The 13,439-nt window shown below is 39.9% G+C and carries 13 protein-coding genes; 10 read left to right on the forward strand and 3 right to left on the reverse strand.

Features of this window, described 5'->3' with window-relative positions:
* Window positions 1-20 precede the first annotated feature (20 nt).
* The 6 genes from B2V92_RS19830 (at window position 21) to B2V92_RS19855 (ending at window position 7,109) form a co-directional block, all read left to right on the forward strand.
* Window positions 21-1,340, forward strand: a complete 1,320-nt coding sequence (locus B2V92_RS19830; protein WP_293311483.1) for a Gfo/Idh/MocA family oxidoreductase — start codon at window positions 21-23, stop codon at window positions 1,338-1,340.
* A gap of 9 nt (window positions 1,341-1,349) precedes the next feature.
* The gene (locus B2V92_RS19835) at window positions 1,350-2,345 is read left to right on the forward strand and encodes an FAD:protein FMN transferase (protein ID WP_293311485.1); all 996 of its coding nucleotides are present in this window, start codon (window positions 1,350-1,352) and stop codon (window positions 2,343-2,345) included.
* A gap of 18 nt (window positions 2,346-2,363) precedes the next feature.
* Entirely contained in the window at window positions 2,364-3,290 is a 927-nt protein-coding gene (locus B2V92_RS19840; RefSeq protein WP_293311487.1) for a hydroxypyruvate isomerase family protein, read from the forward strand.
* 610 nt (window positions 3,291-3,900) lie between these two features.
* Window positions 3,901-5,811: a beta-N-acetylhexosaminidase gene (locus B2V92_RS19845; RefSeq protein ID WP_293311489.1), complete on the forward strand. Its 1,911-nt coding sequence runs from the start codon at window positions 3,901-3,903 to the stop codon at window positions 5,809-5,811.
* Between the two features lie 62 nt (window positions 5,812-5,873).
* Complete coding sequence (locus B2V92_RS19850) at window positions 5,874-6,491, forward strand: hypothetical protein (protein ID WP_293311491.1); 618 nt, start codon at window positions 5,874-5,876, stop codon at window positions 6,489-6,491.
* Window positions 6,492-6,737: 246 nt separating this feature from the next.
* A complete protein-coding gene (locus B2V92_RS19855) occupies window positions 6,738-7,109 on the forward strand; it encodes a diacylglycerol kinase family protein (RefSeq protein WP_293311493.1) in 372 nt (123 codons plus the stop codon).
* Here B2V92_RS19855 and B2V92_RS19860 read toward each other — a convergent pair.
* Genes B2V92_RS19860 through B2V92_RS19870 form a run of 3 tightly spaced genes read right to left on the reverse strand, consistent with a single transcriptional unit; the run spans window position 7,098 to window position 8,784 of the window.
* The gene (locus B2V92_RS19860) at window positions 7,098-7,664 is read right to left on the reverse strand and encodes a DUF922 domain-containing protein (RefSeq protein ID WP_293311495.1); all 567 of its coding nucleotides are present in this window, start codon (window positions 7,662-7,664) and stop codon (window positions 7,098-7,100) included. The genes B2V92_RS19855 and B2V92_RS19860 overlap by 12 nt on opposite strands.
* Before the next feature lie 36 nt (window positions 7,665-7,700).
* Window positions 7,701-8,300 carry a hypothetical protein gene (locus B2V92_RS19865; RefSeq protein ID WP_293311497.1) on the reverse strand — a complete coding sequence of 200 codons (600 nt, stop codon included), beginning with the start codon at window positions 8,298-8,300 and terminating at the stop codon, window positions 7,701-7,703.
* Window positions 8,287-8,784: an RNA polymerase sigma factor gene (locus B2V92_RS19870; RefSeq protein ID WP_029275756.1), complete on the reverse strand. Its 498-nt coding sequence runs from the start codon at window positions 8,782-8,784 to the stop codon at window positions 8,287-8,289. Before B2V92_RS19870 ends, B2V92_RS19865 begins: the two co-directional genes overlap by 14 nt.
* Window positions 8,785-9,087: 303 nt before the next feature.
* On the opposite strand from B2V92_RS19870, the gene B2V92_RS19875 reads away from it, so the two are divergent.
* The 4 genes from B2V92_RS19875 (at window position 9,088) to B2V92_RS19890 (ending at window position 13,349) form a co-directional block, all read left to right on the forward strand.
* Window positions 9,088-10,470 (forward strand): dicarboxylate/amino acid:cation symporter, encoded by a 1,383-nt coding sequence (locus tag B2V92_RS19875; protein WP_293311504.1) that lies wholly within the window; start codon window positions 9,088-9,090, stop codon window positions 10,468-10,470.
* A gap of 72 nt (window positions 10,471-10,542) precedes the next feature.
* Window positions 10,543-11,043: a hypothetical protein gene (locus B2V92_RS19880; protein WP_293311506.1), complete on the forward strand. Its 501-nt coding sequence runs from the start codon at window positions 10,543-10,545 to the stop codon at window positions 11,041-11,043.
* A 444-nt stretch (window positions 11,044-11,487) separates the two neighbouring features.
* Window positions 11,488-11,850: a BlaI/MecI/CopY family transcriptional regulator gene (locus B2V92_RS19885; protein WP_025146770.1), complete on the forward strand. Its 363-nt coding sequence runs from the start codon at window positions 11,488-11,490 to the stop codon at window positions 11,848-11,850.
* Between the two features lie 5 nt (window positions 11,851-11,855).
* On the forward strand, window positions 11,856-13,349 hold the full coding sequence (locus tag B2V92_RS19890) for a M56 family metallopeptidase (protein ID WP_293311509.1): 1,494 nt from the start codon (window positions 11,856-11,858) through the stop codon (window positions 13,347-13,349).
* The last annotated feature ends 90 nt before the right edge of the window (window positions 13,350-13,439 follow it).

Raw genomic sequence — 13,439 nt, forward strand, 5'->3', positions numbered from 1 at the left:
CCAAGATAAAAACTAAACACATGAGAAAACCAATTAATCAACAAGATCGTCGCGATTTTTTAAAAGCAACTGCCATGCTTGCCGGCGGGGCCATGCTGAGCAGCATCCCATTGGCCGGAGCTTATGCATCAGGTTCTGATACCATCAAAATAGCCCTCATTGGCTGTGGCGACCGTGGTACGGGAGCTGCATTTCAGGCATTGAGCACCAAATTCAATATTAAGTTAGTGGCTATGGCCGATGCTTTCCAGGATCGTTTGGATAGCAGCTATCAATCTTTAAGCTCAAAATTTGGAGCCAAAATAGATGTTCCTAAAGAACGTCAGTTTGTAGGTTTCGATGCCTATTTAAAAGCCATTCCATTGGCCGATGTAGTATTATTAACCACGCCTCCAGGCTTCCGTCCTATCCATTTCGAGGAAGCGGTAAAACAGAATAAACAAATCTTTATGGAAAAACCGGTTGCTGTTGATGCTCCGGGAATCAGAAAGGTACTTGCAGCTGCTGAAGAAGCCAAAAAGAAAAAATTAAATGTGGTAGTTGGTTTACAACGCCGTTATCAGACCAATTACCGCGAATCGATGAAACGCATTAACGATGGCGCCATTGGCGATATCATGTCGGGCCAGGTTTACTGGAACAGTGGTGGCGTTTGGGTTCGTCCACGTACGGCAAACCAGACCGAAATGGAGTACCAGATGCGTAACTGGTATTATTTCAACTGGTTATGTGGCGATCACATTGTAGAGCAGCACGTACACAATATCGATATTGCCAACTGGATAAAAAATGCACATCCAGTTTCGGTACAGGGAACGGGAAGCCGTGCCTGGAGAACAGGAAAAGATTATGGCGAAATTTATGATAACCACTCTATCGAATTAACCTATGCCGATGGTGCTGTAATCAGTAGCCAGTGCAGGCATTTCGAAGGAATCAGCAATCGTGTTGACGAAACTTTCCAGGGAACAAAAGGTAAAATTTACCTTTCGGGAAGCAATCAGGCCATTATGAAAGATTATAAGGGCAAAGAACTTTATAACCACAATACCAAAGGAAATGCCAATCCATACCAAACCGAACACGACGAATTATTCGATGCGGTTTCGAAAGGTGAATATAAATTCAGTAACGTAGATTATGCAGCAACCAGTACATTTTCTGCCATTATTGGCCGTTATGCCACCTACTCTGGTCAAACCATTAAGTGGGATGAGGCATTAGCTGCCAATAACAGTTTATTACCTGAGCGTTTTGCATGGGATGCCAACCCAAGGTTAATGCCCGATGAGAAAGGTTTATACCCTGTTGCTATGCCAGGGCAGGCAAAAGTGCTTTAATTTTAGCTGATGCGTTATAGATTTTTGCTTTTCCTTTTACCCCTGATTTTGGCCTTTTCTTTCAAAAAAGAAATGAGGCAATATAAAATCAATGGTTACGCACAGGGAACCGATTACGCTATAATGTACTATGCCACCGATAGTTTGGCCACCAAACAGGGCATAGACAGTTTATTAAACGAAATTGATTTATCGATGTCGCTTTACAAAAAAGGCACATTGATAAATCAATTCAATACGGCCGAAAAGGAAATCAGAACCGATCGCATGATCAATGATGTTCTGAAAAGAAGTTTTGAGATCAATGCAGATACAAAAGGTATTTTCGATATTACTGTAGCTCCCCTGGTGCAAGCCTGGGGCTTTGGCCCTAAAGAGGCTAAATCAGAACCCGATCCCGCTATTATTAAATCGATCCTCAATTGTGTGGGCATGAAATACCTTAAATTAAAGGATGGCTTGCTCACCAAATCAAAACCCTGTGTACATATTGATTTAAACGGAATTGCACAAGGTTACAGTGTTGATCTGATTGCTGCTTATCTCGAGCAAAAAGGAATCAAACAATATGTAGCCGAACTGGGTGGCGAAATCAGGATTTCTGGTCCGAAACCCAATGGAGAAGCAATGAAAATCGGTATCGAAGGTCCGGATAAAGACGGAACTCCGGTAATCAGGCACATTGCCGCGATCAATTCGGGCGCCATTACTACCTCAGGCAATTACAGAAAATTCCACCAGAGCGGAAAGAAGAAGATTTCGCACCTCATCGACCCTAAAACCGGATACCCCTTAGACAATGAAATGATCAGCGTTACGGTTTATGCAAATGATGCGATTACAGCCGATGGATACGATAATGCCCTGATGGCGATGCACCTTAAAGATGCTATTGCCTTTGTAGAAAGCAGGAAAAACCTGGAGGCTTATTTTGTGTACCACCAAAAAGATGGCAAGGTAGCCGACACCTTAACCACCGGATTTAAAAAACTGATTAAACATTAATCCGTTAAAACCGAACCTATGAAAAGAAGTGAATTTATAAGAAATAGCCTGCTTACTGCCGGTGCCATTACCACAGGAGCAGGATTTACCAATACTTTTGCCGCCGAAAAACAAAATAAGGTGCTAAGCGATAAAACTTTTAACCTCGATTATGCACCTCACCAGGGTATGTTCGAAAACCATGCCGGCAAAAGCTTTCTGGATCAGATCCAGTTTATGTACGATAAAGGTTTCCGATCTATCGAAGATAACGGTTACCTCGGCCGATCGGTTGAAGAACAGGAAAAAATAGGAAACTTATTGGCCAAACTGGGTATGCGCATGGGCGTTTTCGTGGTAGATGGAGGCGATAACTGGAAAACCTCATTAACCACCGGCAAAAAGGAGTTTAAAGATAAATTTATCGAAACCTGTAAAAAGTCGGTAGAAGCAGCAAAACGCTGCAATGCCAAATGGTTAACCGTGGTTCCGGGTTTTTACGAACGGAACTTACCCTATGGTAATCAGTTTGCAAACGTAATTGATGCGATGCGCGCCGGTGCCGAGATTTTTGAACCACATGGATTAATTATGGTGCTCGAAACTTTGAGCGATACACCAGAACTTTTCTTACAGAAAACGAACGAAACCTACGCGGTTTGCAAGGCTGTTAAAAGTCCATCGTGCAAAATCCTTTACGATATTTACCACATGCAGCGCACAGAAGGTGATCTGATTAAAACCATCGACCGCTGCTGGGATGAAATTGCCTATATCCAGATTGGTGATAACCCTGGTCGAAAAGAACCAACAACAGGAGAAATCAATTATAAAAACTTGTTTAAACACCTGCATGCCAAAGGTTACAAAGGGGTTATGGGCATGGAACATGGCAATTCAAAAAGCGGAAAGGAAGGCGAACTGGCTGTTATTTCGGCTTATAGAGCTGAAGATAATTTTTTGTAGCTTATAAAAAACTCCGTTCTAAAGCTCAAATAAATGCCGTCATCTCGACCGGAGCATCGCGGAGCGGAGAGATCTATTCACAAAACTTCCTCTCTACTCTCTTTTTTTGGAAAGCAATAACAGTAGCTCTTTTTATTGTTCGTCCTGCTTTTCATTACAAGTCCGCACTCGTACCTCGCTTGCGGGCTTTTCATTTCAATCAGGTTTAAACATCCGGGTTTCTGCTACTATTTGGGGTTTAACTGCAAAATGCCCAATTTTCTTCTGCACCTTGCAACCCCAAATAATCGAACAGGTTGTGCCACCTAAACCCGATCAAAGCGAGATGCCGATTTTCTTCAAATTGGCAGAAGCGGGAGCGGGACTGTACTAACCCAAATGCTACTGTACCTGATTTCCAAAAAAAATCATCTGTGTTCATCCTTTTTATCTGTGGTTAAAAACAACCTTAAATAATACCTAAAAAGAATTTACACATTTATCCGCATTGTGCTACCCAGTCAAACGGTTGATTTGGATTGTAACAAGAATGTGAGATTAGGGATCTGCCCATAATCTCTATCTTGGATCAATTAATCAGATATATCCTATTTTAAACCAAAAATTAAACATGAACAAAGCATTATCGATTTTTATTGGAGTATTAATCAGTGCAAGTGCATTTGCGCAGAGCGATCCCAATCTGGGGATCATACCTGCACCTGTAGCCATTACAAGGGCAAACGGAAATTTCATTTTGGATAAAACAACGGTTTTGATAAATCAGAGCATCGACGGCGCAAAGATGACTGATTTATTAAACGCTTTTATCGTAACCAAGGCAGGTTTTGCCTTAAGGGAAACCAAAACGCCACAACCTAACCAAAAAGCAATCGTATTAACATCTGTTGGAGCAGATAAATTACCCGCCGAAGGTTATACCATTAAAGTTACCCCTACACAGATCGTTTTAACGGGAAAAGGAGCAGGGCTTTTTTACGCAGTACAATCGGCCATGCAGATGATGCCGGATAAAGTTGCCGATAAAATTACCATCCCTGCAGTTAACATTAACGATTATCCTCGTTTTAGCTATCGCGGAACCATGCTGGATGTTTGCCGCCATTTCTTCCCGATATCTTTTATCAAAAAATACATCGATCAGCTGGCTTATTATAAAATCAATACCTTCCACTGGCACTTAACAGATGATCAGGGATGGAGATTGGAGATTAAAAAATACCCTAAACTTACTGAGATAGGTTCTTCGCGTAACGGTAGTATCATTGGTAACTACCCTGGCAATGGCAATTACCTTACACCGGTTAAAGGTTTTTATACTCAGGATGAGGCTAAAGAAATTGTAAGATACGCTGCTGAAAAATACATTACTGTAATTCCGGAGATCGAATTACCGGGTCACGCCTCTGCTGCAATTGCTGCTTACCCTGAATTGAGCTGTTTCCCTGATCGCGATACGTTTGTAAGCGATAAAACGCCATGGGCCGGTAGCAGAAAAGGCAAGCAAGTACAGCAAACCTGGGGTGTTTTTGATGATATTTTTGTGCCATCAGAAAATACCTTTACCATGCTGAACAATATCCTCGATGAGGTAATTGCTATTTTTCCATCAAAATACATCCACATCGGTGGCGATGAGGCACCAAAAACCTATTGGAAAGAATCTACTTTTTGCCAGAATCTGATGAAAGAAAAAGGCCTGAAAGATGAGCACGAATTACAGAGTTATTTTATCCAGACGATCGAAAAACATGTAAATGGCAAAGGACGCTCTATTATCGGCTGGGATGAGATTTTAGAAGGTGGCCTGGCACCAAATGCAACTGTAATGAGTTGGAGGGGCGAAGATGGTGGTATTGCTGCCGCACAACAAAAACACGATGTAATTATGACCCCTGGATCAATGGGTTTATACATCGACCATAAACAATCTAACTCTCCTGATGAGCCGGTAACCATTGGCGGATTTGCTCCTTATCAAAAAATATACGCTTACGATCCGATTCCGAAAGTATTAACTGCCGACGAACGTAAATACATTAAAGGTGTACAGGCAAATATGTGGTCGGAGTATATTAAAACTACTGCTAAAGCCGAAAATCATGCCTTTCCGCGTTTATTGGCGCTGGCCGAAATTGCATGGTCGCCGGTTGAACGTAAAGATTTAAAGAACTTTTCGGAGCAGCGCTTGCCAAACCATTTGGCGCGTTTAGATAAAGCGGGTATTAATTTCTGGGTACCTACACCAATCGGGCAAAGCGATAAACCTTTAACCGGTGGCGATTTTACCATCGATTTAAAAGCACCTGTTACCGGATCAAAAATTTATTATACCATTGATTTGGCACGTCCGTCAGAAAATGCGTTTTTATATACCTCGCCAGTTAAAATCACCGTTCCACAGGGCGAAAAAAGGATATTAAAAACCATTGTAATTGCACCAAGCGGTAGAAGAAGCGTAGTTACCGAAACTGTTTTAAACAACGGGGCCCCAGAAGTTAAAACCGACGCAAAGAAATAAAAACTGTTGCTTTGGTACACTAAAATAATTAATTTGGGGCAACCAAAATGAACCCAAATAGAATGAAACTACAGAAATACGCATTACAGCACCTTTTGTTAATTACAGGGGTGCTGTTCTGTTTTGCATGCACCGAAGAAAAACCCAAAGAAATTAAAGCCGAAGCCGCCAAAGTAGAAAAGAACCCTTTCCGTTTTTATAAGGATATAGAAATAAAACCCGGATTAAATTTCGAAATTGTAAGCTGGGGAAAAGGAGTAGACTCAATCGGCGGATACCAGATTTTGATGTCTGATTCTATCCGCAATAATTACAGATCGGCCGCAGTAGACCGCAAAGGCATTATTACCGATGCCTGGAATATGGATCTTGATAACGATGGGAATCCGGAACTGTATATTCAATTGTTAAGTAAAAAGAATATTTCAGACCTTAATGTTTTCGAATACGCGGGTGGAGATTTTAATAAAATAGGTTTTCCATCTTTAAGCGCAGGCCAGAAGAAAGGTTATACAGGCAACGACAAATTTTTTATCAAAAATGGCGATCTTTTCCGTTCTTTCCCTATAAAAGATCCGGCTGATAGCACTAAAACGATTAACAGAACACTGCAATATAGGTTAAGCGGGAATAGTTTTTCTGCGAGTGAGGTGAAACCTGAAGAGAAGAAAGGGAAGTAAAGTGGAAGGTTTAAGGTGAAAGACCAAAGCCTAAAGCTGAAAGGCTTATGGCGCTAAGCGTAGAGCGTATGGCGGAGTAACACTTCCATTTCAATAGCCGTCATTTCGAGCGGAGTGCAACGTAGTCGAGAGATCTGTCTCGAGATAGATCTCTCCATTTCACTGCGTTTCAGTCGAGATGACGATTTTTTATTAGAGTTGTCATCCTGAGCGTAGTCGAAGGATCTTTATAGTTTAACTAAAACAATGGATAACCAGAAATTCTCAATTATCGATCGCATCAAGAGCTTTAAATATGCATTTAATGGCTTAAAACTCTTTTTTATCAATGATCATAACGGGAGGGTTCATTTATTTGCAGCCATTGTTGCCATTGGTTTATCTTTCTACCTCAAAATTTCGGCTTATGAGTGGATTGCCATCTTATCCGTAATTTCTGCGGTTTTTGTGGCCGAAATCCTTAATTCTGCGATCGAAAAACTGGCCGATGTAGTTTCACCAGAGTATCATCCAAAAATTAAGGTGGTAAAAGACCTTGCCGCGGCTGCGGTTTTGGTTGCTGCTTTTCTGGCGGTAGCGGTTGGAGCCATTGTATTTATCCCAAAATTATTTCTGTAGCTCGGCCAGTGCAGCCCTTGATTCGTCCATCTTATCCTGGATAATTTCATCCCAGCGTGCCTGCATTTTATGATTGCTGCCATGTTCGGTTTCATCATCGTAATTGCGCTGCATCGTATCAAAAAAACTGCTGATCTGGTTGGCAAGCTCCGAAATTTGAGCTTTGTAATTGCTTACCGAATAATTTCGGTTTTTTAATACCCTTTCGGCCTCTAAAAGCAAAATATATTGGATGTTGGCATGTCCCTGCTCGTGGTGCAGCAAACTGGCCCTTATTTCAGGATCCTTAATTTTGTCCCACTTTACCCAGGATCTGGTTTTGTCGATGGTAACTTCATTTTTAAGTTTAATGGCCACGCGGTTACGGTAAACAGTGCTTTCGTAACTGTACTTCCATGTCATCGCTGTTAAGGCAAAAAATGGCGAACGCATATCTGCCTTGCCTTTAAAATGTGTTTCCCAATCCAGTTGTACCGGTTGGCTTAGGTCTTGTTTAAAGGCAAAAGTACAGGGCAATGCCAGCAAAAATAATAAAGGTATAATCAGTCTCTTCATGTGTTGATTTTTACAACGAAAAAACCGTGCCTAAAATTACTCGGGGGTAGAAATCTGTCCGCTAATGCGTTCAAATTTCTCGATCAGTAAAGAAATCCTTTCTTTTTCCCTGCTCATTACTGCCTTTCTTAAAACCGTAGAGCAGAATAACATCCATAGGGCAGTTAAGCCCACTGCCAAAACTTTTTGAATGGTATTAAAGTGGGAAAGGATTTCGACAAAATAAAATATAATACCAAGCGAAAGTGCGATCATATAAAACCAATACAGCGAATTGTATAATCTGTAACGGTTTAACTGATAGATTTTTAAGTTGTTCAGGTATTCGTGCGGGTGCGCGGTAAAGTCGGTTTTCGAAATCAACCTGTAATCGCGGTAAAGGATCAGGGTATATACACCAATGGCAATAATGGTGATGCTGATGCCCACATGGGTAGTCCATGATTCGAAGTGGAAAAATATCCATAAGGCCGCAATGGCAATAAAAGACGCCAGCATCCCTAAAATGTTCAAAGCCGATTTTAGCTTGATGCCATTTACTTCTTTCTTCGCCTGCTGTAGCATTTCATCGGCAGAAACCTTAACGTCTACCTCGTGGTTTTGCCACAACTCCTGTAATTGATCAAACGCTTGCATACTGGCTATATAATTCTGTTAATTTTTGTTTAATTCGGTGAATTTTTACCCTTAAATTGCCTTCGCTTATCCCTGAGATATCGGCAATTTCGTGGTATGGCAACTCATCAAGCACCATGGTAATAATCAAACGGTCGTTTTCTTCAAGCTTCGATATACATTTATAAAGTAGGGCAACCTGTTCATTTTTCTCTGAAAATTCCTCTATTTTATTTTCTATAATATTGTCCGTTAATTCATCTTTAGCCTGTCTCTTTTCCGATCTCAGGTAAGTTAAACAGGTATTTACCGCAATTCTATAAATCCATGTAGAAATTAAAGACTTGTTCCTGAATTTGTCCAGATTTTGCCAAACCTTTAAAAAAGTTTCCTGTAAAAGATCATTTGCAGCATCGGTATCGCCGGTATAACCATAACATAAATGGAATATCTTTTTGGAATTTGAATCAAAAATCTCTTTAAATAACTTGTCTTTTTGTTCCATTTAGGGATTTATAGTTGCGTTTTAGATGGTGATGTACCCGGATTTGTTACACCGAGGGTCCAAAAATAATATATTTTTATATGATTAAGTTAAAAAAAATAACCGTTGATGGGCACAGATAAACATGGATTTTCCCATCTGTGTGCATCCTTTTTATCTGTGGTTAAATTATTTTTGCTTTGCCGGATGGTTTAACCCAACAATATTGAAGTATTTTTTGATGCGAGCCCTGATCAAAATTTGTTACAAGCCGTAAATATCGTAGTTTTACCAAATTAAGAGTACCACAAACTTTTTATATTCATGAAGAAAAACAAACTCACGCTTTTTATTTTCATAGCGCTGATTGCGGGTATTGCACTGGGCTACATTCTAAATGTAAACTCAATCGATGTTTATAACCAGAAAATACTCAACGCAGATGCGAAAGTTAAAAGTATCGAGGTAAGCATAGCCAAATCAACCGATACCACTGGCATAGCTTACACACAGCTAAAAGCAGAAAGAAAGGCTACTGCCAAAATCAAAAAGGAAAACGAAGACATCAGGGAGAAAAAACTGGAGTATTTTACGCTGTTGAGCGATATTTTCCTGCGCCTGATTAAAATGATTGTTGCCCCATTGGTATTTACCACTTTGGTGGTTGGTGTAGCAAAAGTTGGCGATATTAAAGCCGTAGGCCGTATCGGCGGTAAAACACTGGGCTGGTTTTTGGCCATGTCGTTAATGTCGCTGGTATTGGGAATGATCCTTGTAAACCTGTTCGAACCTGGAAGGCACATGAAATTATCACTGCCCGATCAGTTGGTGAATACCGGTATACAGAAAACTGCAATGAGTGTTAAAGATTTTATTGCGCACGTTTTTCCGAAAAGTATTGCCGAATCAATGGCAAATAATGAAATTTTACAGATTGTAATATTTTCATTGTTCTTTGGTGTGGCAACAGCCGCAATCGGCGATTTAGGTAAAGTAGTGATCAAGGCATTTGATGCCATTGCCCATGTAATCTTAAAAATGACCGGTTATGTGATGAATTTTGCTCCATTGGCCGTTTTTGGAGCCATGACAGCAATTATCGCTAAACAGGGGCTCAATGTACTGCATACCTATGCTATATTTATCGGTGAGTTTTACCTTGGTCTGGGTATTTTATGGATGGTATTGATCTTTTTAGGCTTTTTGGTGTTGAAAAAACGCATTTTCCGTTTGGTAAATGATATGAAAGAACCTGCAATTTTGGCCTTTAGTACCGCAAGTAGCGAAGCTGCATATCCAAAAACGATGATGCTGTTAGAGCGTTTTGGCTGTAAAGATAAAATTGTAAGTTTTGTGCTTCCATTAGGTTATTCGTTTAACCTCGATGGTTCGATGATGTACATGACTTTTGCATCATTATTTATTGCACAGGCTTATGGCATACATTTGGGCTTTGAACAACAAATTTCGATGCTTTTAATCCTGATGTTAACCAGTAAAGGTATTGCGGGTGTACCAAGGGCTTCTTTGGTGGTAATCGCCGGAACCATTGCAAGTTTCAATATTCCTGAAGCAGGTTTGGCTTTGTTGATCGGTATCGATCCGTTATTGGATATGGGCCGTTCTGCAACCAATGTGGTTGGAAACAGTATTGCTACCGCAGTGGTAAGTAAATGGGAAGGGGAACTTAAGGAGTCTGAAGTCTAGAGTCTTTAGTCCTGTTTAACATTCAATCATTCGTTCATTCAATAATTCAAAATTCATTAATTCAATATAAAAGTGTCAAGTAGAGGAAAAAAAATATTCTTAGCCCTAAGCATCATTGTTCCGATGATTATCTATTGTTATATCTATTACAAGCCGATTATCCAGAATGCTCCATTCAGGAAAAACGAATTTGTATCCATGCAATATAAATGGGGGGTAAAAGATACCTTAGAAAACAGTTACAACTCGGCCACGGGCGAATATCAGTATGTAACTAAAGCAGATTCTACCATAAAGAAAAAGATTTTTCTAAAGAGTGATGATATCCTGTACATGCACGCTAAAGCCAACGAAATCGGACTTTGGAATTTTCCTGATACCATTGGGAAGAAAAGTCCAAAATCAATGGCTGTACCGCGTTACGATATCCAGTTTAATTATAAAAAGAAATCTAAACACGTAATCGTTTATGGCGATTTCGATGGTAACCCTAAATTACTGGATGCAGCCGTACAAATGAGAAAAGTGATCGAAGAAACGTTGAACCAGGCAGAGCGGAGAAGCGGGAAATAGTTCTTAGTCCTCAGTCTTTAGTCCTTAGTCGGAAGTAGAGAAAGAAAAACACAATACCCAGGGTCGTCATTTCGAGTGGAGTTTAGCGCAGTCGAGAAATCTATCATAGATCTCTCCATTTCACTACGTTCCAGTCGAGATGACGACCTTTTTATTGAATTATCACCCTGAGCGGAGTAGAAGCAGGTAGTTTTATATCAGTTAACCAATTTGTAGAATTAACCAGATAAATTAACCAATAACAAGTGAGCCAACGAACTACAAAGATTACTTCACACCGCCCGTATAATCCCACGCTTCGGTTCGCAATGACGAACTTTGCATTGGCGACAGTTAACCGATTTAAACAGTTAACCAATTAACCTTTTACTATCAGATAAATCATAACTCGTTAGTGCTTTTGTTTTTAGGATCTTTTCGTATATTTACGATATATTCGTAATAATGGAAAAGTTAACATTACAGGAAGAAGAGGCTATGCTGGCTGTTTGGCAGATTGGCAAGGGTTTTATAAAAGATTTTATGGATGTACTTCCTGAGCCGAAACCACCATATACCACACTTGCATCAACCGTTAAAAATTTAGAGCGCAAAGGTTATCTGGTAAGCGAACGTTTTGCCAATGCCAACCGCTATAGCGCCAAGGTTAAAGAAACAGAGTATAAAAAGCGCTTTATGAGCGGTTTCGTAAATAATTATTTCCAAAGTTCGTACAAAGAACTGGTCGCTTTTTTCGCAAAGGATAAAAAAATCAGTGCCGAAGAGCTAAAGGAAATTATTAATTTGATTGAGAACCCTGAAAAGTAAATGCCATGCCACATTTCTTTATCATCCTATTAAAGATTAACCTGGTGCTGATCCTGTTTTCGGCAACCTATTATCTGGTGCTGCGCAGGTTAACGTTTTATACCCTCAACAGGATGTTTTTGTTGTTTGGGATCGTATTTTCATCTGCATACCCGTTTATCAACCTTACCGATTTTTTTACAGGTGGACAGGCTATTCCGGCTTTTGTTCCCCGATTAAACCAGCGCGTAAGCAGTTTGGTACAACCGGATGCTGTTCCTTTATTCTGGCAGGTACTCACCGTACTTTTTTATTTAGGCGTATTACTAATGGCCTTAAGATTATTGGTGCAGTTTATTTCGCTGTACAGGATGCATAAAAACTCTTCACCCGATCGTGTGGCCGATTATAAAGTGAGGATTTTAAATGAAAAGGTAAGTCCTTTTAGTTTTTGGCAAACCATTTATATCAATCCGCAATTACATAAAAAACAGGATCTGAACAATATCCTCGAACACGAAAAAGTGCATGTAGAAGAGTGGCATACGCTGGATATTATCCTTGCCGAAATCTGTGTGATTTTTTATTGGTTTAACCCGGGCGTTTGGCTGATGAAAAAAGCTGTGCGCGAAAATATTGAGTTTATTACCGACGCCAAGATCCTGAAAAAGGGTATCGATAAAAAAGCTTACCAATACAGTTTGCTCGATGTGGGCACTTTACAGCCATCGGTGGCCATTGTAAATAATTTTAACCTGAACGACCTTAAAAAACGGATCAGGATGATGAATGCCAAACGTTCATCCAAAGTAAACCTAACACGATATTTATTTGTACTACCTGTACTGCTTTGTGTTACCCTTGCATTTACCATCGATAAAAAGGAAATAAAAACGCATTTGGCCCCTTTAACCAAAATGGTGAATGATGTGCTGCCCGAAAAAATTGTAGCGGTACAGGTAAAGCCCAAAACAGTTCTAAAGCCCAAAACAAAAGCAAAAATATTTATCGATACCCTTAAAACACCGGATACCGTTACCAAAATGACTTTTATTATTAAAAGTATAAGCGACGGGGTAGATTCTTCCCGTAAATCGATAGAAGAAGTATTAAAAGGCGCGGGGAAAAAAGTGAGGATAATGAGCTTTAAAACTGATGGCGATTTTAAAGGCAAAACTTTTGTACAGCATTTTAGCTTTGTTGATACGGTAAAATCAGACCATAAGAATATTGATGTAAAAGTATCAACCAATAATGATGGTGATTTCCAGGAACTGCCAACTCCGAAGAAAAAAGGTGTAGGTTTTATGTTTTTGGTGAAATCAACAGCTACTATTTCGGATGCGAAAAATGGAAATCAGCGAAGAGTAAGTGATATCGTACTTAAAGAAAATACATCCTACTTTTTAAACGGAAATAAAATCACGAAAGAAGATTTGGATAAACTGAACCCGAATAAAATTTCTGATATGAAAATTGACCGGAATACACAGGCTATCCAGATTAGTACGAAGCCGTAATTTTCTAATAGTTGTCGTCATTGCGAGAAGGCTTTTTCAGCCGACGAAGCAATCTTTCTCGCAATAATTTGCTTCGTCGTACCTCCTCGC

The organism is Pedobacter sp. UBA5917, assembly GCF_002432345.1.
In the GTDB taxonomy this organism is placed as follows: domain Bacteria; phylum Bacteroidota; class Bacteroidia; order Sphingobacteriales; family Sphingobacteriaceae; genus Pedobacter.